Origin of the sequence: Roseivirga sp. (assembly GCF_049099775.1) — a bacterium.
Classification (GTDB): Bacteria; Bacteroidota; Bacteroidia; order Cytophagales; family Cyclobacteriaceae; genus Roseivirga.
This window is the reverse complement of sequence record NZ_JAGDZM010000009.1, coordinates 200,794-223,852: the sequence shown is the minus strand read 5'-3', so window position 1 is coordinate 223,852 and position 23,059 is coordinate 200,794. Positions and strand designations below refer to the sequence as shown.

At 39.6% G+C, this 23,059-nt stretch carries 22 protein-coding genes and 1 riboswitch; of the genes, 8 read left to right on the top strand and 14 right to left on the bottom strand.

What is annotated here, in order from left to right; all coding sequences use genetic code 11:
- Nucleotides 1-70 precede the first annotated feature (70 nt).
- Entirely contained in the window at nt 71-3,115 is a 3,045-nt protein-coding gene (secDF, locus tag JXQ92_RS15775) for a protein translocase subunit SecDF (protein WP_421987600.1), read from the top strand.
- 70 nt (nt 3,116-3,185) lie between these two features.
- Here secDF and JXQ92_RS15770 read toward each other — a convergent pair whose 3' ends face one another.
- From JXQ92_RS15770 to JXQ92_RS15750, 5 genes are all read right to left on the bottom strand, one after another.
- On the bottom strand, nt 3,186-4,070 hold the full coding sequence (locus JXQ92_RS15770; RefSeq protein ID WP_421987599.1) for a succinylglutamate desuccinylase/aspartoacylase family protein: 885 nt from the start codon (nt 4,068-4,070) through the stop codon (nt 3,186-3,188).
- Between the two features lie 76 nt (nt 4,071-4,146).
- Complete coding sequence (guaB, locus tag JXQ92_RS15765) at nt 4,147-5,616, bottom strand: IMP dehydrogenase (protein ID WP_421987598.1); 1,470 nt, start codon at nt 5,614-5,616, stop codon at nt 4,147-4,149.
- A gap of 134 nt (nt 5,617-5,750) precedes the next feature.
- A complete protein-coding gene (locus tag JXQ92_RS15760) occupies nt 5,751-6,167 on the bottom strand; it encodes a DoxX family protein (protein WP_421987597.1) in 417 nt (138 codons plus the stop codon).
- Nucleotides 6,160-7,326, bottom strand: coding sequence for an aminotransferase class V-fold PLP-dependent enzyme (locus JXQ92_RS15755; RefSeq protein ID WP_421987596.1), 1,167 nt, complete (start codon nt 7,324-7,326; stop codon nt 6,160-6,162). The genes JXQ92_RS15760 and JXQ92_RS15755 overlap by 8 nt, the downstream gene beginning before the upstream one ends.
- Nucleotide 7,327: 1 nt before the next feature.
- Nucleotides 7,328-7,855, bottom strand: coding sequence for a thioredoxin family protein (locus JXQ92_RS15750; protein WP_421987595.1), 528 nt, complete (start codon nt 7,853-7,855; stop codon nt 7,328-7,330).
- Nucleotides 7,856-7,870: 15 nt separating this feature from the next.
- Here JXQ92_RS15750 and pnuC point away from each other — a divergent pair, with 15 nt between their 5' ends.
- The 5 genes from pnuC to JXQ92_RS15725 all read left to right on the top strand — a co-directional run bounded on the left by pnuC (nt 7,871) and on the right by JXQ92_RS15725 (nt 13,620).
- Complete coding sequence (gene pnuC, locus JXQ92_RS15745) at nt 7,871-8,542, top strand: nicotinamide riboside transporter PnuC (RefSeq protein WP_421987594.1); 672 nt, start codon at nt 7,871-7,873, stop codon at nt 8,540-8,542.
- Nucleotides 8,539-9,048: an AAA family ATPase gene (locus JXQ92_RS15740; RefSeq protein WP_421987593.1), complete on the top strand. Its 510-nt coding sequence runs from the start codon at nt 8,539-8,541 to the stop codon at nt 9,046-9,048. The genes pnuC and JXQ92_RS15740 overlap by 4 nt, the downstream gene beginning before the upstream one ends.
- A 28-nt stretch (nt 9,049-9,076) precedes the next feature.
- Nucleotides 9,077-9,189: riboswitch (TPP riboswitch) on the top strand.
- A 52-nt stretch (nt 9,190-9,241) separates the two neighbouring features.
- A complete protein-coding gene (locus tag JXQ92_RS15735) occupies nt 9,242-11,698 on the top strand; it encodes a TonB-dependent receptor (RefSeq protein WP_421987592.1) in 2,457 nt (818 codons plus the stop codon).
- A 272-nt stretch (nt 11,699-11,970) separates the two neighbouring features.
- Nucleotides 11,971-12,969 carry an ROK family protein gene (locus JXQ92_RS15730; protein ID WP_421987591.1) on the top strand — a complete coding sequence of 333 codons (999 nt, stop codon included), beginning with the start codon at nt 11,971-11,973 and terminating at the stop codon, nt 12,967-12,969.
- A 3-nt stretch (nt 12,970-12,972) separates the two neighbouring features.
- Nucleotides 12,973-13,620, top strand: coding sequence for a hypothetical protein (locus tag JXQ92_RS15725; RefSeq protein WP_421987590.1), 648 nt, complete (start codon nt 12,973-12,975; stop codon nt 13,618-13,620).
- Nucleotides 13,621-13,676: 56 nt separating this feature from the next.
- Here the strand turns inward: JXQ92_RS15725 and JXQ92_RS15720 are convergent, their stop codons facing one another.
- The 4 genes from JXQ92_RS15720 to prmC form a co-directional block, all read right to left on the bottom strand.
- Complete coding sequence (locus JXQ92_RS15720; protein ID WP_421987589.1) at nt 13,677-15,380, bottom strand: M56 family metallopeptidase; 1,704 nt, start codon at nt 15,378-15,380, stop codon at nt 13,677-13,679.
- Complete coding sequence (locus JXQ92_RS15715) at nt 15,380-15,748, bottom strand: BlaI/MecI/CopY family transcriptional regulator (protein ID WP_421987588.1); 369 nt, start codon at nt 15,746-15,748, stop codon at nt 15,380-15,382. The genes JXQ92_RS15720 and JXQ92_RS15715 overlap by 1 nt, the downstream gene beginning before the upstream one ends.
- Nucleotides 15,749-15,859: 111 nt before the next feature.
- On the bottom strand, nt 15,860-16,543 hold the full coding sequence (locus tag JXQ92_RS15710) for an alpha/beta fold hydrolase (protein WP_421987587.1): 684 nt from the start codon (nt 16,541-16,543) through the stop codon (nt 15,860-15,862).
- 5 nt (nt 16,544-16,548) lie between these two features.
- Entirely contained in the window at nt 16,549-17,394 is an 846-nt protein-coding gene (gene prmC / locus JXQ92_RS15705; protein WP_421987586.1) for a peptide chain release factor N(5)-glutamine methyltransferase, read from the bottom strand.
- Nucleotides 17,395-17,453: 59 nt separating this feature from the next.
- Here prmC and ribD point away from each other — a divergent pair, with 59 nt between their 5' ends.
- Together ribD and JXQ92_RS15695 are read left to right on the top strand one after the other, a co-directional pair.
- Nucleotides 17,454-18,500 (top strand): bifunctional diaminohydroxyphosphoribosylaminopyrimidine deaminase/5-amino-6-(5-phosphoribosylamino)uracil reductase RibD, encoded by a 1,047-nt coding sequence (ribD, locus tag JXQ92_RS15700; RefSeq protein WP_421987585.1) that lies wholly within the window; start codon nt 17,454-17,456, stop codon nt 18,498-18,500.
- A 10-nt stretch (nt 18,501-18,510) separates the two neighbouring features.
- Nucleotides 18,511-18,993: a GAF domain-containing protein gene (locus JXQ92_RS15695; RefSeq protein WP_421987584.1), complete on the top strand. Its 483-nt coding sequence runs from the start codon at nt 18,511-18,513 to the stop codon at nt 18,991-18,993.
- Here JXQ92_RS15695 and JXQ92_RS15690 read toward each other — a convergent pair.
- From JXQ92_RS15690 to JXQ92_RS15670, 5 genes are all read right to left on the bottom strand, one after another.
- Nucleotides 18,985-19,647 (bottom strand): phosphatidylserine decarboxylase family protein, encoded by a 663-nt coding sequence (locus JXQ92_RS15690; protein WP_421987741.1) that lies wholly within the window; start codon nt 19,645-19,647, stop codon nt 18,985-18,987. The genes JXQ92_RS15695 and JXQ92_RS15690 overlap by 9 nt on opposite strands.
- A gap of 12 nt (nt 19,648-19,659) precedes the next feature.
- Nucleotides 19,660-20,937 carry a Glu/Leu/Phe/Val family dehydrogenase gene (locus JXQ92_RS15685; protein ID WP_421987583.1) on the bottom strand — a complete coding sequence of 426 codons (1,278 nt, stop codon included), beginning with the start codon at nt 20,935-20,937 and terminating at the stop codon, nt 19,660-19,662.
- A gap of 159 nt (nt 20,938-21,096) precedes the next feature.
- Complete coding sequence (locus JXQ92_RS15680) at nt 21,097-21,909, bottom strand: phosphatidate cytidylyltransferase (protein ID WP_421987582.1); 813 nt, start codon at nt 21,907-21,909, stop codon at nt 21,097-21,099.
- On the bottom strand, nt 21,902-22,114 hold the full coding sequence (locus tag JXQ92_RS15675; protein ID WP_421987581.1) for a hypothetical protein: 213 nt from the start codon (nt 22,112-22,114) through the stop codon (nt 21,902-21,904). Before JXQ92_RS15675 ends, JXQ92_RS15680 begins: the two co-directional genes overlap by 8 nt.
- Entirely contained in the window at nt 22,107-23,057 is a 951-nt protein-coding gene (locus JXQ92_RS15670) for a CPBP family intramembrane glutamic endopeptidase (RefSeq protein ID WP_421987580.1), read from the bottom strand. Before JXQ92_RS15670 ends, JXQ92_RS15675 begins: the two co-directional genes overlap by 8 nt.
- Nucleotides 23,058-23,059 lie beyond the last annotated feature (2 nt).

Genomic DNA, 23,059 nt, shown 5'->3' with positions numbered 1-23,059 from the left:
TGAACCCACTTCTAAGTGCTTTTCAGCACCATTATATTTTAAATCTTTTTGAATAACCTATATATCACTAATGAAAAATAAGAATACGATTGTCTTTTTGACCGTCATAATTACAATGCTTTGCTTGTATTACTTATCTATTACCTTCTATTCTAGAGGTATCCAAGCAGACGCAATCGAATACTCAACTGATGAAAGTGGGGTAATTGACCAGACAAAAAAGCAGGCATATCTTGATTCAATCTGGATGGAGCCTGTCCTAAATATTTTAGGAGCAGAATTTACCTATAAGCAAATCAAGGATATTGAATTAAACCTTGGGCTTGACCTTCAAGGAGGTATGCACGTAACTTTGGAAGTATCTCCTGTTGAGATCATCAAAGGGCTTTCTGGCAATAGCCAAGACCCTGATTTCCTTAGCGCAATCGATGTAGCTTTAGATCGTCAGAAAAATAGCCAAGCGCCATTTACTACCTTATTTCAGCAAGCATATACTGAAATAAGCCCAGGTGGAAGATTAAGCAATATTTTTGCGAATGCGGCTAACAAAGGGAAGATTACATTTGAATCTTCTAACGATGACGTTATGAGTTTGATCAGCGAAGAAGTTGATCAATCTATCGATCGTGCTTTCCAGATTTTACGTACAAGAGTTGACCGTTTTGGTACTTCTCAACCAAATATTCAGCGACTTCAAGGAACAGGAAGAATCCAAATTGAGCTTCCAGGTGTTGACAACCCACAACGAGTTAGAAAATTGCTTCAAGGTGTAGCGAAACTAGAGTTCTGGGAAGTTTATAACGAACAGGAGATTACCCCAACGCTTCGGATTATCAATGATGAATTATTAAAACTTGAAACTGCAGCAGCGACAATTACTACTGATTTAAGTTCTGAGCTAAAGCCAGCTGATGGTGAAGCAGATAACGCATTGGAGGCACAATTGGCACAACAAGCCGATAGTCTAGCTAATGATTCTACAACCACTCAAACACCAGGCGTATCTAGTTTTATTTCTTTAAGAAAGAGTTACCGAAACGCAGACGGTCAAACCTTAGCCGGTTTTTATTACAATATGGCGGATACAGGTAAGATTAATACAATCTTGAAAAATGAGAAAATCACCAAACTCATACCTAATAACCTATCCTTCAAGTGGAGTGTTAAGGCAGAAGAGAACGATGCTGAAATGCTTCAACTTTATGCAATTAAGTCTACTAGGGGTGAAGCGCCTTTAACTGGTGAAGTAATAACGGACGCTCGTCAAAGTCTAGATCAAACAGCTAGACCTGCTGTAAGCATGCAAATGAATGCCTTGGGGTCTAAGAAATGGAAGAACCTTACCGGCTCTAACATCAACAGACAAATTGCCATTGTTTTGGATAACTACGTTTATAGCGCACCACAGGTAAATCAAGAGATTCCTTCGGGAAGCTCCATTATCAGTGGAAATTTCTCAGTAGAAGAAGCTGATGATTTGGCCAATATTCTAAAAGCAGGTTCGCTTCCAGCACCAACAAGAATTGTTGAAGAGGCCGTAGTTGGACCAACGCTAGGTATTGAAGCACAAAGACAAGGGATCTCTTCTATTCTAGTAGGGCTACTTATAGTTGTGGTGTTTATGATTGCTTACTACGCTAAAGGCGGGATAATAGCAAATGTTGCCTTATTGTTCAATGTATTCTTCATCATGGGAATTTTAGCAAACCTTGGAGCAGCACTTACGCTACCAGGTATTGCCGGTATTGTATTGACGATTGGTATGTCAATTGATGCCAACGTTCTGATTTTTGAAAGAATTAGAGAAGAGCTTAGAAATGGCGTGCCTATGATTCAGGCTATAAGCTCAGGTTATAAGAAGGCCTATAGCTCTATTATAGATGCGAACGTTACAACCTTCCTAACAGGTGTAATTCTTTACTCTTTAGGTCAAGGTCCGGTTAAAGGATTTGCCGTTACTTTAATGATCGGTATTATCTGTTCATTCTTCTCAGCTGTATTCATCACAAGAGTAATTGTGACATACATGACGAAGAAAGGAAACGACAGTAAAATCTCTTTCGAAACGCCATTCTCTAAAGGCTGGTTAAGAAACGTAAACTTTGATTTCCTAGGGAAAAGAAGATTGGCTTACATGATCTCAACTATCGTAATTGGTGTTGGTATTGTGGCGCTATCAACTAGTAGCTTAAGACTAGGTGTAGATTTTAAAGGAGGTAGATCTTATGTTGTAAACTTTGACGAGCCAATGGTGGCTTCAGATATGAAAGCAGCGCTTTCAACGGGTACTTTCAGCGAATCTGGTGTTGAAGTAAAAGAATACAATTCCAGCAACGTTCTGAAAATTACAACTTCTTACAAAGTAGATGAAGAGTCTACAGAGGCAGACGATGAAGTAAGAAATGAACTTGTTGCTGGTTTGGCCGGCGCAACCGGAAAAACCTTTATCGATGGAAAACTAGTACCAGAAACAGGTGAATTTACCATTGTAGGTTCTTCTAAAGTTGGTGCTACAATTGCGGATGACATTAAGAAGTCTTCTTACCAATCTTTCGGTTTAGCGATTATCGCAATCTTCTTATACATCTTAATTAGGTTCCGTAGATGGCAGTTCTCACTTGGTGCTATTGTAGCCCTAGTGCACGATGCATTTATTGTACTTTCTGCTTTCGCTATTATCGGATGGTTCGGAATTAGCTTTGAAATTGATCAAGTATTTATTGCGGCACTGCTAACGATTATCGGTTACTCCATAAATGACACCGTGGTTGTATTTGACCGTATTCGTGAGAACCTACAATTGAAAGGGTCCAAAGATTTGATTGGTACTTTCAATGAATCTATTAACTCAACTATAAGCAGAACTTTAATTACCTCTATGACTACATTGATCGTAGTATTGGTATTGTTCATTTTTGGTGGTGAAGTATTAAGAGGCTTCTCGTTCGCTTTACTCATCGGTATTCTTGTAGGTACTTATTCTTCAGTTTTTGTAGCAACGCCAATTGTTGTTGACATGACTAAGAAAACATTAGGTGCTGCGGCTGATAAGGAGAAAGAATCGGCTAGAGCTAGAGCATCTGCTAAGGCAGAAGCTACTGCGCAGCAAGGTTAATCCTTGGCGCAATACAAAAAGAAGCCCCTCCGATTTCGGAGGGGCTTCTTTTTTTGACGTAAATTATTCCTTAAATCTCTTCAACGATGAAGAAACCATCGTCGCCCGCTGCCTGGTAAAGTGGCATGAAAATTCGGCCCTCTTTTGGTGCAGTGATTTCGCCGTTATTATCTTCGGCAATGAGTTCTCCTTTTGCGATAGGTTGAAAACTTTTAAAGCCACCCTTCATTTTAAATGCATCGCCAACTTTTACCCCATGCCTATGAATTACACGCAAAAGGGATGGTAAATTTTCCTTAGGATCGATAAGAAGTTTAGGCGCTTCTGTCTGGGCTATTATACCTGAAAGCTGAAGTAACTGCCAAATTCCTTCTGTATGTATGTCGATAGCTTTAGGAGAACCAATTTGCCCCCCTTCGAAAGCAAACGAAACAACTTCTTCAGAAGAATAGTACTTCAATAAGGTAGTTCCTTGAAGGTAGTCGTCCAGATTGGTAATCATTGGAAGCCCCAACTTTTCAGCAATCGTAGTTTCATCTACCTTTCCAGGGTAGACTAAAAAATTGCCATTATCAGCAGATGTGGTATGTAAATCGATTACGAATTTCTGCTTGTAATCTTCTGAGAGCACCTCGTTAATAAGGTGATATAATTCTACTAATTCTTTGTCTTCGTTAACTAAATCATTGGGGTTTGAAAGGCATTGCTGAATGTGCTCGTCGGTCCAGCATCTGTTCAAGTCATGGTCAAGGAATCGTTTATGCGCTTCAATGGCTTTGAGGTTTCCAGCGATACCAATGATTTTTCCATTGATTTCGAAATTGCCATTATTGAGTCTTTGAAAGGTTCTTTCTATTGCCCTTATTCCTTCTTTCTCGTTGCCATGAATGCTACCAATCAAAATGATTAGTACTTCATTGCTAAGGCCAGTTTTTGACTCAATTATTCTCTTCATCTAAAGGGTATTGGTTGTCTTCAAAGCAGAAAAAAATTGCTTCAATGTACTTTTAAGACAACCACTACTTAAAAAATTATCTACTGTAGTTAGGCGCTTCTCTTGTGATAAAAATATCGTGCGGGTGGCTTTCTTTTGCGCCAGCTCCAGTAATCTTAACAAACTTAGCTTCTTGCATTTTTTCAATAGTTGGGGCACCGCAGTATCCCATACCTGCTTGAAGTCCACCAACTAGTTGATAAAGTACTTCTTGCACTAATCCTTTGAATGGTACACGGCCAACAATACCTTCTGGTACTAATTTCTTAATGTCATCCTCAGCATCTTGGAAATAACGATCCTTGGATCCATCTTCCATAGCTTCTACAGAACCCATACCGCGGTATGATTTAAATTTTCTGCCTTCATAAAGGATAACTTCACCCGGTGCCTCTTCAGAACCGGCGAGTAAGGAGCCAATCATGATTGTGTTTGCACCTGCAGCCACTGCTTTAACAACATCTCCTGAGTATCTGATACCACCATCTGCTATAATCGGAACACCAGAGCCTTTTATAGCTTTAGCGCATTCAAAAACAGCTGATAACTGAGGCATTCCTACGCCGGCAATAATTCTAGTTGTACAAATACTACCCGGACCTACACCAACTTTAATGGCGTCTGCACCAGCTTCTACTAAGGCTTTAGCCGCTTCAGCCGTGGCAACATTGCCCACGATAACGTCTAGTTCAGGGTAGGCTGATTTGATTTTTTTGGCGGTGTCTATTACACCTTTAGAGTGCCCATGAGCAGTATCAATACTTACCACATCAACACCTGCCTTAATTAAGGCGGCTATTCTTTCTTCTATATCTGGGGTTACACCAACTGCCGCCCCAACTCTTAACCGACCAAACTGATCTTTACAAGCATTTGGTCTATCCCTATTCTTTAAAATATCTTTATAAGTGATCAGCCCCGTTAATTTGCCTTTGTCATCTGTGATCGGTAGTTTTTCAATTTTATATTCTTGAAGAACATCTTCCGCATCATCTAGACTGATCCCCATTTTGCCCGTAACGAGGTTTTCTTGCGTCATGATTTCGCGCACTGGCTTTTTCATGTTTTTGATGAAGCGCATGTCGCGATTCGTGACAATTCCAATGAGAATACCTTCGCCGTCTACCACTGGAATACCACCAATTTTATTCTCGCGCATCATACGCTCTGCTTCCATAGCGGTACTATCTACATGAAGCGTTACTGGGTCCAAGATCATTCCACTTTGTGAACGCTTAACCTTCCTAACCTGTAAAGCTTGTTGCTCTACCGACATGTTTTTATGGATGAAACCAAGTCCACCTTCAAGCGCCATGGCGATGGCTAATTTGTGCTCAGTAACCGTGTCCATGGCGGCTGATACTAAAGGAATATTCAACTGAATATTTTTAGTCAACCACGTTTTGGTATTGGTATCTCTTGGTAAAACTTCAGAATAAGCGGGGAGAAGAAGCACATCGTCATAGGTAAGTGCTTCAAAAAGGAATTTGGATTGATCTATGGGCATGGCAAATAATTGTTTTATTATTTGCGGGACAAAAGTACGTAGATGATTCGAATCTTAAAAACGTTGCTACCTAAATAATTTTTTTGAAATAGGGAAGACTGGTTTGCGTGGAAAGGGTTTTCTGTTCAAGATTCTTAGATGTCCTTTTTCTTCTTTAAAAGATGCTCTATTTGCCATTTGTCCCACTCCTTAGGGATTACTAAAAGGAAAATAAGTAGTACTGCACGCCACATTACATTATTTAAGTCCCAAATGGGGCTACTTAGGCCATGGCCGAAAGAAACAATGAGTAGTACTAGCGCTAAGGCATAGAGCGCATAGTTTTTAAAAAGCCCAAGGACAAGCAAAGCGCCACCAATTAACTCAGCATAAGAAGTATAATAAGCAGCAAAAACAATCGAAAACTTAGGAAGAAAAGTTTCTTCATAGGGTTGAAAGCTGCCATAGACACCGTCTAAACCCCAAGTAAAGACCTTACCAATACCTTGCATCAGAAAGATGAGACCAAGTAATACTCGCGCAAAAAATGCAACAATAGTATGGTTAAGCATGTGATTGGTCTAAAACCTTAAAAGTATCCACTAGTTTTTCCAGATCGGATGCATCGTTGTAAACATTAGGCGAAATACGAATGGAATTTCCTCTTACAGAAACGAATATTCGCTGTTCAGCAAATCGGTGTTTTATGTTTTCCATATCCATGTGCTTAGGTAGCCTAAGCCCGAAAAGATGCTCGCCTCTAAATGCATTGTCTTCTATACTTACACCAAGATTTAATAATTCATTGATGTACGGTTTTGTGATTTCAGCACAATAAGCTTGAATGTTTTCTTGTCCCCATTCGTTTACTTGTGCTATGGCATGGGTAAGCATAGGTGTTAAGATGAAATTTGCACTTTCGCCAACTTCATATCGGATTGACCCTGGCTGATATGCTTCTTGATAGTTGATTAAGTTTCCAAAATCTTCGCTATTTAGCCTGTTCATCCAGTTATTCTCTATCGGAGCACCATCTTTAAAATATTCACCAAAGTAAGATACACCTGTAGCGTAAGGCCCCATCATCCATTTGTAGCCTGCTGCCACAACGGCATCGGGTCTAAATTCCTGCACGCTAAAGGGCAGCGCACCAATTGACTGAGTTCCATCGATGACTAAAATAGAACCAACCTCGTCGGCTCTTTGTCTAATCGCTTTTAAGTCGAATTTTGTGCCATCGGCCCAATGCACATGACCAGTGGCCACCATTTTTGTATTACCATCAATAGCCTCTAAAATCAACTCATTCCATCTTTTTCCTCTGCCTTCTTTTAAGTCTGGTGCTGAAACTACTTTTAACTCAATGCCTTTTTCTTTCGATAAAGTGTCCCAAGCATAAAAGTTGCTGGGAAACTGCTCGTCGGCAATTACAATATTATCTCCTTTCCCTGCTCTCAGGTTTTTAGCCACATTGGCCAAAGCATAGGATACTGAAGGTGTTATGGCACAAGATCGCTCTGACGGCGCGTCAATTAAGCGAGCAAATTCAGTTCTCAATCCTTTCGTATTATTGAAAAAATCCTCGGGTTTATTGGTGCTAGGGTCGTCTTTAGCATAAATAGCGTGGACGCCAATTTCGGCTACCGACTTTAACATCGGAGACATATAACTACAATTTAAATAGGTAATGTCGTCTGGTAGGTTGAATAAATGCTTTTGATTGGTCAGCATATCACTTTAATATTTTTTCAAGGTCTTGTTCAAAAGAGGCATCGGGCTCTTCTAAAATTCGTGCAACTTCTTTTCCATCAATCATGAATATGATGGTAGGTGTCTTTTTCACATTATACCCTTCTTCTCTTCCGGCCTGACTTTTCTTGTTTACATCTAAAGCATAAAGCTCAAGTTGATCGGCAATTCCAAGTTCTTCGCAAACCCTGATTAGTCTAGGTATTTCACGGTTACTATCGTGGCACCAAGTACCCATAAAAGCTAGAATTTTTAAGTCTTTCAGCTTACGTCTTTTGATATTTTTTAAGGTGTTTGTATCTACGAGGTAGGTCTTATAGTTTGTAGTGAACCATACTTTATAGGGCATTTTTTGAAGCCCTTCTTTGGTGATTGGGCCGTTTAGAATTTTATCAACCCTGCTTGAAATACTTTCTGTTTCCAAATTGTATTTAGTCTCTTGGGCAGAAGTCGCTAATGGGAAAACGATCATTAGTATAACTAGAATGATCAGTGCTTTATACATTTCCATATCAAATTATTCAGAGTGAATATATCAATTAATCATATCTTTGGCGCCATGCAGTTCAACGAGATTTGGGATCAAATCGTATCTACGGCGCTCAGCATGGACCTATGGGGAATCACTGGATTTCTTTTCGGGTTGTTGGCCGTTTATTTTCTCATAAAAGAGAGCATTTATACATGGCCATTTGGCATTCTTTATGTTATAATCTCCTTTGTAGTTTTTTGGCAAGCCAGATTATATGGAGACTTTCTTTTACATATATTTTTCCTTGTACTCAATATTTATGGATGGATTTATTGGACAAGGCCGAAGGATAAAGCCAAGCCTGAACTAAAGATTACACATTCTAACTCGAAGGAAATGCTAACCATGGTGCTGCTTACTGTTGCTGGTGTTTTTGTATTTGGCAAACTGTTGATTGAAATTCCGAACATGTTCGAAGGCGTAGAACCACCAGCACTGCCATATTGGGACAGTACTACATCCATTTTGAGTGTTACCGGTATGTGGCTTACCGCCAGAAAGAAAATAGATAATTGGTACTATTGGTTTGTAGTGAATGTACTGGCTACAGGAATCTACTTTTACAAAGAATTATATTTTTATTCACTGCTATACTTCATTTATATCGGCATGGCAGTAGCAGGATACCGCGCTTGGAAAAAAACAATGACACTTAATCAAGTATGAATTCAATCGCTGTTATTGGACCGGAAAGCACAGGTAAATCCACTTTGGCCAGTGCTTTAGCAGATTATTTCGGAACCAGATGTGTTCCTGAATATGCTAGAGAATTTCTCGGTAAACTGGATAGGCCTTATAATCAAGATGATTTATTAACCATTGCGAAAGGCCAGTTGGAAGACGAAAAAGCTTTTAGGAAGCAGGCAAATGATCTTATTATTCTTGATACCGATCTCTTTGTTATTAAAGTTTGGAGCGAATTTAAATACGGAAATGCTGATCCCTTCTTGCTTCAGTTACTTTCCATGAATCAAGCCGACTTGTACTTATTGACTTCCCCAGATATTCCTTTTGAAGATGATCCATTGAGAGAAAGCCCAAAAGACAGAGCGCGTCTATTCGATATTTATCACAAAGAATTGATGAATGCCGGTGTAAACTTTCAAATCGTAGATGGTTCACATGAGTCGAGGCTTCAGAAATCGATCATGGTCATAAATGATCTGATTTAGTGGATTTCATTTATGGATCACTAACTTTGCATGTAATAGGGGGTGCCTTTGCTCGATTTACGAGATTAAAAACAGGCTGAGATTATACCCATTGAACCTGATGCAGATAATGCTGTCGCAGGGAGGTATGTTAAACAATTGTAGGGAGTGCTCCCCTTTAGCACTTCTAAGTTTGACCATTTTAAATTAAATAATGAGAAAATTAGTATTGATGTCGGCTTTGCTGCTGACAGGATTGAGTGTATTTGCGCAATACACCATTAAAGGAACTGTAACGGATGCCGCAAATGGAGAAAAGTTACAGCGCGTAGGAGTTGTTTTAATTGAAACGACGCTAGGAGAGCCTACGAATGAAAGCGGTGAGTTTGAATTTAAGGACTTAGCTGCAGGAAAGTATCGCATAGTGGCCTATATGGTAGGTTATAAGCGATATGATGAAGTAATTGATCTTACTGGAGATTTAGACCTATCGATAGCGCTCGAAATAAGTACTACGAGCTTAGACGATGTTATAGTAACAGGAACACGAGCCACAGAAAAAACCCCGACAACCTATACGAATGTGGGTGCCGAAGAGATTCGAAAACAGAATTTAGGGCAAGACTTACCCTTTCTTTTGAATTGGACTCCGTCGGTAGTGACTACTTCCGATGCGGGGGCTGGAATTGGCTACACAGGGATAAGAATTAGAGGTAGCGATCCGACCAGAATTAACGTGACTATTAACGGAATTCCAGTAAATGATTCAGAATCTCAAGGCGTTTTTTGGGTCAATACACCTGATTTTGCCTCTTCTGCTGCCGATATTCAAGTACAACGTGGTGTAGGTACATCTACGAATGGTGCTGGCGCTTTTGGTGGATCGATCAATATCTTAACCAATGGATTGAGTCAAGATGCTAGAGCTGAAGTGAACACAAGTGTAGGATCGTTCAACACGCAAAAATATAACGCCATCTTTTCTACCGGTTTGCTCAAAGACAAATGGGCATTTGAAGGAAGGCTATCCCAAATTAGCTCAGATGGATTTGTAGATCGTGCATCATCTGACTTGCAATCTTATTACCTGTCAGGAGGCTATTTTGGTAAGAAAACGAGCATTAAATTCATCACTTTTGGCGGGGATGAAGTGACTTACCAAAGTTGGTATGGAACACCTGAAGCAAGACTTAGAAATGATGCCGCTGGAATTGAAGCAGTAATTGCAAATAACGGTTTTACCAATGCTCAGGCTGAAAACTTGAGGAATTCGGGGCGCAGTTACAACTTCTATGAATACGATAACCAGGTAGACGATTATGGACAAGATCATTACCAACTGCACATGAGTCATAACTTCAACACCGAATGGAATATGTCCCTAGCAGGGCACTATACAAAGGGTGCCGGTTTCTTCGAAGAGTTTAGAAACGACGATGACTTGGCCGACTATGGAATTGCTGATGTAGTGATTGGAGGGGCAACTATTTCAAGTTCTGATTTGATCAGAAGACGATGGTTGGATAATGATTTCTACGGGGTGGTTTATGATTTAAACTATACTTCAACAGATCTTGATGTCACTTTCGGAGGGGCATTAAATGAATACATTGGCGATCATTTTGGAGAAGTTATTTGGGCAAGGTTTGCCGGAAATAGCGATATCAGAGAGCGATATTACGAAAGCGAGTCACAAAAGGTAGATTTTAACACGTATGCTAAGGTAAACTATCAGGCAGGCGAAAAATTAAATTTGTTTGGTGACATACAGTTCCGAAGTGTCAGTTATAACGGAATGGGAATCGATAACGATTTAAGACCAATCGATTTCGATAAGAACTTTAATTTCTTCAACCCTAAAGTAGGAGCAACTTACCAGCTTACAGAAAATGCCAATCTATATGCCTCTTTTGCAGTGGGTAATAAGGAACCAAATCGATCTGATATTATTGATGCCGCACCAGGAGTAGATCCTAAGCATGAAACGTTGAATAACATTGAAATTGGCTATAAGCGTCAGTCAACCAATGGTGCCTTTGAATTCAATTACTATTTGATGGATTACAAAAATCAATTGGTACTAACTGGTGAAGTAAATGATGTTGGTGCCGGTATTAGAACTAATGTGCCTGATAGTTACCGTATGGGTATCGAGCTTTCAGGAACAACCAAGGTTGCGAAAAATCTTTTTTGGTCGGCCAATGTGGCGTTCAGTCAGAATAGAATTCAGTCATTTGACGAGGTAATCTTTGATTTTGGTGCAGCTTTTGACGAGTTCAATGAAGTAAGAACTAATTTCAGTGACACTGATATCAGTTTTTCACCAAGCGTTGTAGCAGGTAGCCAATTAGCTTTTAGGCCTGCCTTGGGCTTAGAATTTAGTCTATTATCGAAATATGTAGGAGAACAGTTTTTGGATAATACGTCAAATGATAACCGAAAAATCGATGCCTTTTTCGTCAATGACCTAAGAATTAACTATAGCTTTTCTACTGAACTTGTAAAAAGAGTTTCAGTGAACTTGTTGGTGAATAACCTCTTTAGTCATGAATACGAGTCTAATGGCTATACTTTCGGCTACTTCGGAGGTCTAGATTTTGAAGTAAGAGAGAACTATTTCTATCCGCAAGCAGGTACAAACTTCTTGTTATCATTAGGTTTATCCTTCTAATCACTTAAAGGGTAGTCTCTTCATGAAAAGAGGCTACCCTTTTATATTTTTCATTACTTTTTTAGTCACATCCCTAATCCTATTGATTATTCAGAGATTCAAATTTTGTTGACGAATTGTTTTATGCAATCGTTTACAGAGATATTAAAACTCATGTAAGAGTTTATGCCTTGAGATTGTAGATATTGGAATTAATCTACGAAAAATCACCCTTAACCGATTTTTTAGCCACTAAATACGGAGTTAGAGTCATCTGATCCCAAAAAAGAGCCATGAGGGAAACAGCAATTGGTATAGACATAGGAGGAACATTCACCAAATTCGGTTTGAGTGATGTTGAAGGGAACGTCCTGATGGAAGGTTCTATACCTACTTATACCCATTTAGAAATTAAGCCATTTTTAGACGCATTGAGCGAAGCTATCAAAGATGGCTTGAATCAAATTAATGAACCTTTTGAAATATTAGGTATCGGTATTGGTGCGCCTAATGGCAATTATTACAAAGGAACAATAGAACACGCGCCCAATTTGAATTGGAAAGGAATTGTGCCTTTTATTGAAATGTTCCAAGAATATTTCGACCTACCAATGGTTTTAACCAATGATGCCAACGCCGCCGCTATCGGGGAAAAGGTCTTTGGAGGTGCCAAAAACATGAACGATTTCATAGTCGTTACGCTAGGTACAGGCTTAGGTTCAGGTTTAGTGACACGTGGTAAGCTAATCTATGGCCACGATGGCTTGGCCGGAGAACTTGGTCACACCAATGTTTACCCTGATGGCCGTGAATGTAATTGTGGTAAAAGAGGTTGTTTAGAAACCTATGCCTCTGCCTCTGGTATTAAAAGAACTGTATTTAAACTTTTGGCTACCAATAACGATGAAACGCCTTTGCGTTCATATACTTATGAATCGCTAACGGCAAAGAAAATTACTGAAATGGCTTTAGCAGGTGATCCAATCGCGCTCGAAGCCTATCGATATACTTCCGATATACTTGGGTTGAAGTTGGCAGATGCTGCCGCAGTAACCAGTCCTGAAGCAATATTCCTTTTTGGCGGCCTCGCCAAAGCCGGTGATATTCTAATAAAACCTACAATGGATTCCTTCAATGAATACCTTTACCCTGGGTATAAAGGCAAAATAAACATCCGCCTTTCTGAATTAATGGATAGAAATGCTGCCGTTTTAGGTGCAAGTGCGCTAGTTTGGAGCGAAATTGTGCAAAACGAAGCAATTCAGGTGCCTCAACAGGTACGAGCCATATAGTTTATGTCATCACACCATATTGTAAGAGACGAGCAGGAGCCTGCCCTTTTAATCGATGATGCAGGTACACTCAGTACAGAATTCATTGACTTATTGTTGGAATGGAGTCCAACGATAATTGTTACTGCATATGCGCTAGATGAGGTACTATCTTGGGGAATAAAGATTGATGTGGTGGTGGCCCAGGCCAAAGATTTAGAAGTCCTCAAACCAAAATTGAAGCCTCAATCTCCCGTACAATTACTCGGTTTTGAGTCTGAAGACCTATTGAGTTGTGGCTATATATTTCTAAGCGATCAGAAGCACAGTGCAGTAAATGTTTTGGCAAGATTATATGATTCAAGAGCACTCGATCTGACAAAAGAGTACTTAGATACCATAGATACCGTCATTTACTATAACGACAAAAAATGGGTTTTCGCTCCGAATGGGCAGTTTGAAAAATGGGTTTCAGGAGGACAGCTTTTCGGTATTCATCCAGTGGCGAGAAGTACTTTCTTTAGCTCTGAGGGGTTTTATGCCGACTGGGTAAATGAAATGCTGCTAGAACCGATAGAATTAACGGCACAAGTAAATGGCCGTGTAAAAATTTGGACCAATAACAAACCGCTTTGGATAGTAGAGGATGTGCAGACCGATATTTATCATTAAATAAAAAAGGCTAGCACAAAAGCGCTAGCCAAGGTGTAATTCTCAAACATATTTAATCACATGTAGCGAGTTGGGATGGCAATTTTCATTCTAACCCTTACTTCTTTGCCATCTTTTACACCCCTTTTCCATGGGTAATAAGCCCTAATTTTTTCTAGTATCTCATTGTGGAGGGTACCCATAAACTTGTAGATCTTATCAATTTCTTTACTGTCCTCTTTTATATCAGTGACTAAGTTTAGTTCTGAAATACTATTGCCACCATTCACCACTAGCACAAAGTCAATCGTTTTGGGCATTAGGGTTTTATCAATATCATTAGGTAATTCCGCATCCAACGCAATTGATTTTTCAAAATTGGAAAGCCCGCCGATGGGCGCCGGCAGTTTGTCTACTTCTTTCGCGTCATAGATGGGCTGGTCTGATATTTTTTTCTTGGGAAGTGACTCATACATCACGACATATTTTGCCTGCCTTTTGATGGCAGTAAAGTCGTTTTCGAAGAAATCACTAAAAGTAAAACTGTATTCGGACTTGGCATCGGATCTAAAACTGACGTTTCTTAAGGTTGTATCTCGATTCGCAATCTGATAAAGTTCTTCTTGTTCTTCTTCTGACAATTTATCGAAAAAGAGCGTTTCTTGATCAGGTTGAAACGAGGCTAGATATTCTTGATAACGCTCATTCGCCAAATAGCGATAAGAAATAACCTTTCCCGGATTATCGGCTTTTAGTTTATCCAAGATACGTTGATGCTTGGTCGTGATCTTATTGAAAAACATAAATGAGAAAGATCCTCTAGCAATCTTTTCGGCAACTTTCGCTCGCGCTTCCTCTTTTGTTTCTTGGCCTTGGAGCGCATTTGCTGTACCCAGTGCTAGCATAAGAATCGCTAAGAATAGCGCGGAGAATATTGTTTGTGATGCGTGTGTTTTCTTTGTTTTCATGACTTTGAGCCTTTTTGATAAGGAAGAAACTAGGGCAAAAGAGTGGCCCAATGATATTGTATTTGCATTTACACTTACTGAGAGTAGTGCTTTTGCATAAGTATTGAAATCAGTAAATTTTAGAACATGTCGATCTGCTAAAGCTTCATGGTTACCCCTTAGTTCTTTTTGAAAGAGATGGATAATTGGGTTGTACCACAATAGGCATTGAGAAAAACCACATAGTACCATATCAATGGTATGTCCTTGTTCAAGGTGCGCACTTTCATGCTTCTCTATGATTTTCCAAATCTCTTGGTCATAGTCTGTGCCCTGTGGTACGAAAATCCATTTCCAGAACGAGAATGGATATTTAATGCCTCTGTGGGTGATCACATTGTCCTGAATATCAGTTCGGCGAGCACCAAAATAATACCAGCGAGCAAGCCGGAGTAACTCAATCAGCATTAATGACAGCGATACTAATAAGCCTAAGCCATAAATTCCTAGGATAATATCTTGCCAGTAAACCTCTGATAAGTTTATCGATGCCGTTGGACTCGTTGAGATCTCGGAATAAATAGTTTCAACTTCGACTTTCTCCATTCCTATTGACTTGATTTCAGGAATAGATGCCATTAGTGGGTGTTCTTCACTAATGGAGATTTGTAGGTCTAAAAGTGGAATGATGGATGCGACCAAAAGGCTCAGTAACAAAACTGTTCTTCTAAATTGGAATCGAGTATTATTTTTAAAGAGCACCCAATAAGTACCATAGATCAAGGCAAAGAGTAGGCTTGCCTTTAAGCTCCATATAAATAGATCGGTCAGCATTAGTCCTCCTCTTTTTTATCTTCAAGAATTTTGATAATCTCATCAAGTTCATTGATATCTAATTTTTCGCGGTCGGCGAAGAACGAAACTACTCTGCTGAGAGACCCCTCAAAGTATTTTCCCATCACGTTTGACATCGCGAAGTCACTATACTTTTCTTTACTTATGAGCGGCTCATACCGTTTGCTATTGCCTAGCATTTCAGAATTCACAAATCCCTTTTGTTCCAATACTGACAATACCGTAGCTACAGTGGTATAGCTTGGCTTATCGGTTTTGAATTGGTCTAGAATATCACGGGTAAAACCTTTTTTCAGTCCCCATAGGATTTGCATGATGCGTTCCTCTGCTTTTGTGAGTTCTTTCATATCAATTAATCTGATCTACTATAAATATAGTAGATAAACTATATAAATAGTAAAACTTCTAGATAAATAGTAATGGATTTGAAAAAACGGTGGCAAAATAAGCCCCGATGTCTAGAAAAAACGTTTGAGCGATGCCGCTAGAACTTTAGGGTCGACTTTCTCAATCGGATGCTTTGTTTCAAGGAACTCGCCGTATAAGCCATTCTCAATGGCTAAAACGGCTTTTTTAGATTCTTCTTGACCTACCATATGATCGGCGCCTCCTCTTAAAACTAGAACGGCTGAATTTACCTGATTTAGAGTATCATGATTTAACAGCGGTGCGTCACCGAGCTCTAACATCATGGCTGCTGTTTGTTGAACAAGTTCTTCCCATTTATCGCCGTGATTTTTCTCCAGAAAATTGGTGTAGGAAGGTATCTTTTCCTTCATCACTTCAGGGTTCATCCTTGAGGTTTCAAGCTCAGCACTTTCTGGGTTCCAATTAAATTTGGTACCCAATGTGGCAATTTTCCCAATTGTATTGGGTTGTGTCGCAGCAAGATAAAGCGCCACATACCCACCCATGCTATATCCAAAAATGTTGGGTTTTATTAGGTTATTTGCCTTTATAAAAACCTCTAATTCTTCAGCAAAGACTTCTATACCAAAGCCGGCTTCAGAAAAACTAGTTCTACCATGTCCTGAAAAATTGAAGCTGAATAAGTCGAAAGATTCTGCCAGAATATCTTTTAGCGGAGCGAGTGAATTTTCTGACCCTAAAGCACCGTGTAAAAGGATTAATGGTTTCTTCATAGTTATTATGGTTTCGAGACACGGATCATCCGATCTTTACCTTGTAAATCTTGTTGCATGATCACATCCGCGTAGCCAATACTTTTCAGTAGGCTGCAGGTGTCTTTCCCGTATGCTTCATGAATTTCGAAATATAATTTGCCTTCAGGTTTTAAAGCATTGAATGACTTTTCGGCAATAACGCGATAGAACAAAAGTGGGTCGTTATCGGGTACAAAAAGGGCTACATGTGGCTCATGATTGACCACATTGTCGTGCATTGTTGTTTTTTCTCTCAGGGGTATATAAGGCGGGTTGCTTATCACCACATCAAATGAATCAGCGTCCAAGTCAGCACTTAAAATATCTAGGTGTTCAAAATTTACAGATGCAGAAAGCGCTTTTGCATTTGATTTAGCCAATGTTAACGCCTCACTTGAAATGTCGACGCCTGTGCAATCAGAATTCGGTAATTCTAATTTTATAGAGATTGGAATACAGCCAGTTCCAGTTCCGATATCTAAAATGATTGGGTCGATTTTACGAGCATCTTTTAGCACCCAATCCACCAATCCCTCTGTTTCGGGCCTAGGAATAAGTGTGTGCTCATTTGTAAAGAACTTTCTGTTTAAGAAATAACTGAAGCCAACTATATGTTGGTATGGAATCTTTTTTTCCAATCTTTTTAAATCAGTTTCTAGCTGATCTTCTTCGACGTCAACTAACTGATTCATGGCCAAGTCAATTGACGTCAAGTTATAGCGATCGGCGAGATAGTTTCGTGCTATAGAGGCACTTTCTCTATCGTCATATATAGCTCCGATTCTATTCTGAATTCGTAGTAAAAGGTCTTTGGATTTCGCCTTTGGCATCACACAAAATAAGTGAATTAATTCCCTTGTTTGCCTAACTTGCGCTACCAATAATTAAGATGAACGATAATCATTATATGCGACGTGCGCTTGAACTTGCCGAATTCGGCAGGGGAACAACCAGCCCAAATCCAATGGTTGGCTGTGTAATTGTTGGCCAAGACGAAATTATTGGAGAAGGATATACCCAGCCAGCAGGTCAAGATCATGCTGAAGTTCAAGCGGTTAAAAGTGTAGAGGATCAGGCCAGACTAATTGGCGCTACGGCGTACGTAACCTTGGAGCCTTGCTCACATTTTGGAAAAACGCCTCCTTGTGCTGATCTCTTGGTTAGAAAGCAATTGAAGCGGGTTGTGATCGGTACAATAGACAGTAACCCTGAGGTTGGTGGAAAAGGAGTAGCGAGACTAAAAGCGGCAGGAATAGAAGTGGAGGTTGGTGTTTTAGAGCAAGATTGTCGTGAAATGAACGTAAGGTTTTTCACTTCTCTTGAAGCAAATCGACCTTTTATTATCCTGAAGTGGGCGCAAACTGCTGATGGCTTCGTTGCTCGAAAGAATTTTGATTCTAAATGGATCAGTAATCAGGAATCTAGAGCACTTGTTCATCAATGGAGGGGAGAAGAGGATGCCATAATGGTTGGAACCAACACAGCCCATTATGACAATCCAAGATTGAATGTTAGGGACTGGTCTGGCAAAGACCCAGTACGGGTTGTGATAGATAAGCAGCTAAGACTATCAAAAGATTTAAACCTATTTGATGGCCATCAACCAACCTTGGTCTATAATGACACCCAAACTTCAGAGGCTAACAATGTATCTTTTGTGCGAGTGAACAATGGTGACTATCTCTCTTCTATTTTGAAAGACTTAAATGGACGTGGTATTCAATCAATAATTATTGAAGGGGGTAGTGGTTTGTTAAACTCGTTTATTACTCAAAATTTATGGGATGAGGCACGCATATTTTCTACCCAAACTGTATTCAACGAAGGCATAGCAGCGCCAAAAATAGCTGGAGATCTCATATCGTCAAAATCAATTGGTACGGATAAGTTGAATTTTTATAGCAATACGGAACCATCTGAATTATTAAAAAGTTAGGTTAAGCATTATGGCGGAAGAACTAATTATCGAAGAGCATACTTCAAAAGCAGAAAAGTATCAGTCACTGATTCCTCAAATAGAGGCTTTGGTAACAGGTGAGTCTGATTTAACAGCCAACCTAGCCAATATTGCTTCTGCTTTAAAATATGGGATGGAATTTTTCTGGGTTGGTTTTTACCAAGTTAAAGAAGAACAACTAGTTCTGGGCCCGTTTCAAGGACCAATTGCTTGTACCAGAATCATGAAAGGGAAAGGCGTTTGTGGAACGAGCTGGGCCAAAGGAGAAACCATAATCGTAGATAATGTAGATGAGTTTCCCGGCCATATTGCCTGTAGCTCTGCTTCTAAATCAGAGATTGTATTACCAGCCTTCAAAAACGAAGAAGTAAACTTAATCTTAGATGTAGATTCGGATGTTCTAAATCATTTTGACAAAGTGGATCGAGAGTATCTTGAAAAATTGATGAGAATAGTAGAGAAACTACTCTAATTCGGCAATTACAGTTTGCCCTCCAATGGTCTTTTGACCTTTTTCCACATTGATTTTCGTATCTATTGGTAAGAATAGATCGACACGCGAACCAAATTTGATAAAGCCGAATTCTTTGCCTTGAATAACGCTTTGGTTCTCTTCTATATACCATTTAATACGTCGAGCGGCAGCGCCAGCTATTTGTCTTACTAGGATTTCTACGCCTTTATGAATCTCGTAAACTACTGAGGTACGTTCGTTTTCAGTGCTTGATTTTGGGTGCCAAGCGACCAAGTATTTCCCGGGATGGTACTTGAAGTATTTGATTAATCCGGTAACTGGGTTTCTATTGACATGTACATTTAGTGGCGACATGAAGATGGAAACTTGGATACGCTCTTCACCTTTAAAATATTCGGCTTCGGTGGTTTTTTCTACCACTACCACTTTACCATCGGCTGGAGCAATAATGCTTTTGTCGTTGAGTTCAATTTTTCGCTTTGGATTACGAAAAAATTGAAGAAAGAATAAAAAAATGAGTCCCTCAAAGCCAATAACGCCCCAAAACACGTTTTGAGAAACGTTAACTAAATAAAGCAGTCCTGTAGCAGTAGCGACTATAACAAGAAAGAGTACTAATAGTAGTACTCTTCCTTCTTTATGAATATTAATCATCAGTATTTTTTAGAACCCACCTCTGTACTTATAAGTCTCAGAGACTTTGTCAATAGCAACAATGTAGGCTGCTATTCTCATTGGCACCTTATATTTTATCGATGCGCTATAAACTTTGTCAAACGCATCTTTCATAATCCTATCAGATCTACGATTTACACGCTCTCTAGTCCATTTATAACCCAATCGGTTTTGAACCCATTCAAAATAAGAGACAGTTACACCTCCAGCATTTGCTAGAATATCTGGCGCTACCATAATCCCTTTTTCGTTTATTATGGCATCAGCTTCAGCCGAAGTAGGTCCGTTTGCACCTTCTACAATCAACTTAGCTTTAACATCATCTACATTGCCTGAATGAATTACGTCTTCAACAGCAGCTGGTACAAGTACATCAACGTCAAGCACTAACAGATCATTCGGATCGTCCATCATTTCAGCACCTTCAAAACCTTCTAGGGTTCCGTTGTTACCATTTCTATATTCTATAGCCTTTCGTACATCAATGCCATTTTCATTGTGGTAAGCCCCTGAGATGTCACTCACAGCGGTAATGCTACAACCTCTTTCTGCCATAAGTAAAGCAGCATAAGAACCTACATTACCGAAACCTTGAACAGCAATTGAAGCATGATAAGGGTTGATTTTTAATTTTTCCATGGCCGCTAAAGCGGAAACCATTACGCCGCGTCCTGTAGCTTCTACTCTACCTAAAGAGCCACCAAGAACGAGCGGTTTACCTGTAACCACGGCATTGACAGTAGTACCCATTGACCTTGAATACTCATCCATAAGCCAAGCCATTTCTCTTGGACCTGTACCCATATCTGGAGCGGGAATATCTCTGTCAGGACCAAAAACGCCTGCCATAGACTGCGTATATGCTCTAGTTAATCTCTCGATTTCACCAGCAGACATTTCACGCGGATTGCACTTAATACCTCCTTTTGCACCACCGTATGGAATATCTACCACGGCACATTTCCACGTCATCCAAGCCGCGAGTGCTTTCACTTCGTCAATGTTAACATCCATTGCATAACGCACACCACCTTTTGAAGGACCTAAAATGTTGGAGTGGATCACACGGTGACCTTCAAACACTTTGATTGATCCGTCATCCATAGTGACAGGAAGAGAAACAGAAACTTGTTTGGATGGAGATTTTAAAACGTTGTAAACTTGCTCGTCTAAACCCAATGCTTCAGTAGCAATGTTAAATCTAGACATCATTGACTCAAAAGGATTTGCCTTGTCCTTGATCGGAGCCGGTTCAATGTAACCCATAGGGAACTTATTGTTGATTTAAGTTTGTGTCAAAATTAAGTATTTTTTTGTCTAATTATCTACTATACAAACGATTTCAACACCAGTTAGTGTGCCTATGAGAAGATCTATATACTTAACGATTGACTAAGTGTTTAACTCAGAGCGGGATAAGATGTTTTATCCTATGAGTATAAGATAGGCAAAAGCGAATGGTAAGGCCAAAATAAGTCCATCAAAACGATCTAAAAAGCCTCCATGGCCCGGAAGCGTACTACCAGAATCTTTTATGGCGAGTGTTCTTTTAAAAAGTGACTCTACAAGGTCGCCGATTGTACCAAAAACGCTAACAACAATTGCCAGTCCTACCCATTCTATTGTAGTTAATTGATTAAAGTAGGTTCCAAAAATCAATAAAATTCCAACAGCAATAAGTAATCCACCGATAGCACCCTCCCAGGTTTTATTGGGCGATATTTTCTCATAAAGCTTCGTCTTACCAAAAGTTTTTCCTGTAAAATATGCGCCAGTGTCATTTGCCCATTGCGCGAAAAGAATCCCTAAGACTAGTTCATAGTTAAAAGTACCTTCTAAGAAGGCAATCGGTATTACTAGGCAAAAAGGAATGACGATGTACAACACGCCCAAAATGGACATGGCTACTGAACTGAGCACATTTTTTTTATCACTTCTTATCAGTGGAAGTATAAATAACGTCCCTATTAACACAGGGATAGCATAAAGGTATTTTTGCTCGAAATCTTCCGTCCAATTAACGAAGGTGAGTACAAAAAGCACTAGGCTGAGTACTAATCCCCAAGCTCTAAAGGGTTTTGTTCCGGCCGACTTTAGCAGACCGTAGAATTCGTTTAAAGCAAGAATAGCAAGAATAAGAAATAGGATAGCGAACGACCTGTAGTCGTAAACGATAGCACCAATAATGATGGCCACACCGATTAATGCTGTAATTGCTCTGGTTGCTAGATTACTCATCTTCGAATTTAATTTCTTCAGATATTATCTTGATGGCAGGCATCACAGAGTCAGGGTTTACCATTACTGTTACCATTCCTAGTTTATAGGCATGGTCTTGCTTATTAAAGACTATGGCTTTTAGGCCAGAGTTGACAAGGATGTCTTTTACAATTTCTGCCTGGTGAGAACTAGTGCTTTTAAATACGGTTTGCCAACTACTCACTCGATTGCTTTTGTTTAAGATAATGATTTCTAAATAAGAACATAAAAGCAATAAAAATGAGTGATCCGCCTATTTGTAAACCAATTGGAAAGGCTTCCGTATCGTCTAGGTTTGGAGCTGTTTCTTCCACTTGCGCGTAGTAAACGGCTATAACAGCAAAACCATTGTTCGCAATGTGAGATATGATTGGGTACCAAATGTTTCCAGACCAAAGGTAGAGGTATCCGAAAACGGCGCCCAGCATCATTCTTGGAACCAAACCATAAAATTGCAAGTGAATAGCACCGAAAATAAATGCAGAAACCCATATCGCGACATGAGCGTTTTTCGTCCAGCGGTGCAAACTATTTTGCAAAACACCTCTAAATAAAAATTCTTCCCCAATACCCGGTAAAACGGCTATGACTACAAACCCGAATAAGAATTGAGTGAAATTATTAAACGTTGTAAATTTTTCGGTTGTTTCTGCTAGCTGATCTTCGAGGTCTCTTGCCCAATCTTCGAAACCCGACATGAACTCTGGAAAGTGAATATTTGCATTCCATTCAATGAAGTAGGCATTTAAAAATAAGAAACAAAATGTACCTACAATAGTGGCAAATACTAAAGGAAACTGAACACCTCTTTCGTTTGAAAGTACATCAATATTTTTTCTGGCAATCGCCCTTAAGTAGACATATGGGGTGATAAAGCAGAAGAAGAGTGTATACGTTGCCTGTGTCGTTAGTACTTCTCCAAGGCCTAAATAGTCATAAAGTACGGTGGGGTCTTCAGTTAAAACATCCGTTGGGGCACCATTAATAAGTGCGAAAACTATAGAAGCAATTGCTCCTACAAATTGACCCACAAAAAAGCCAATGAAAACGAAGCCTAATACGATTAAAAAGGAAGATAATTCAGATCTTCCTCCAGTGATGTCTATTCCTTTCTCGATTCTCGCCATAA

Bases quoted from the DNA above. Each gene is read 5' to 3' on its own strand.
- secDF (WP_421987600.1), top strand. From the start codon at position 71: ATGAAAAATAAGAATACGATTGTCTTTTTGACCGTCATAATTACAATG.
- JXQ92_RS15770 (WP_421987599.1), bottom strand. From the start codon at position 4,070: ATGAAGAGAATAATTGAGTCAAAAACTGGCCTTAGCAATGAAGTACTA.
- guaB (WP_421987598.1), bottom strand. From the start codon at position 5,616: ATGCCCATAGATCAATCCAAATTCCTTTTTGAAGCACTTACCTATGAC.
- JXQ92_RS15760 (WP_421987597.1), bottom strand. From the start codon at position 6,167: ATGCTTAACCATACTATTGTTGCATTTTTTGCGCGAGTATTACTTGGT.
- JXQ92_RS15755 (WP_421987596.1), bottom strand. From the start codon at position 7,326: ATGCTGACCAATCAAAAGCATTTATTCAACCTACCAGACGACATTACC.
- JXQ92_RS15750 (WP_421987595.1), bottom strand. From the start codon at position 7,855: ATGGAAATGTATAAAGCACTGATCATTCTAGTTATACTAATGATCGTT.
- JXQ92_RS15740 (WP_421987593.1), top strand. From the start codon at position 8,539: ATGAATTCAATCGCTGTTATTGGACCGGAAAGCACAGGTAAATCCACT.
- JXQ92_RS15735 (WP_421987592.1), top strand. From the start codon at position 9,242: ATGAGAAAATTAGTATTGATGTCGGCTTTGCTGCTGACAGGATTGAGT.
- JXQ92_RS15730 (WP_421987591.1), top strand. From the start codon at position 11,971: ATGAGGGAAACAGCAATTGGTATAGACATAGGAGGAACATTCACCAAA.
- JXQ92_RS15725 (WP_421987590.1), top strand. From the start codon at position 12,973: ATGTCATCACACCATATTGTAAGAGACGAGCAGGAGCCTGCCCTTTTA.
- JXQ92_RS15720 (WP_421987589.1), bottom strand. From the start codon at position 15,380: ATGCTGACCGATCTATTTATATGGAGCTTAAAGGCAAGCCTACTCTTT.
- JXQ92_RS15715 (WP_421987588.1), bottom strand. From the start codon at position 15,748: ATGAAAGAACTCACAAAAGCAGAGGAACGCATCATGCAAATCCTATGG.
- JXQ92_RS15710 (WP_421987587.1), bottom strand. From the start codon at position 16,543: ATGAAGAAACCATTAATCCTTTTACACGGTGCTTTAGGGTCAGAAAAT.
- prmC (WP_421987586.1), bottom strand. From the start codon at position 17,394: ATGCCAAAGGCGAAATCCAAAGACCTTTTACTACGAATTCAGAATAGA.
- ribD (WP_421987585.1), top strand. From the start codon at position 17,454: ATGAACGATAATCATTATATGCGACGTGCGCTTGAACTTGCCGAATTC.
- JXQ92_RS15695 (WP_421987584.1), top strand. From the start codon at position 18,511: ATGGCGGAAGAACTAATTATCGAAGAGCATACTTCAAAAGCAGAAAAG.
- JXQ92_RS15685 (WP_421987583.1), bottom strand. From the start codon at position 20,937: ATGGGTTACATTGAACCGGCTCCGATCAAGGACAAGGCAAATCCTTTT.
- JXQ92_RS15680 (WP_421987582.1), bottom strand. From the start codon at position 21,909: ATGAGTAATCTAGCAACCAGAGCAATTACAGCATTAATCGGTGTGGCC.
- JXQ92_RS15670 (WP_421987580.1), bottom strand. From the start codon at position 23,057: ATGGCGAGAATCGAGAAAGGAATAGACATCACTGGAGGAAGATCTGAA.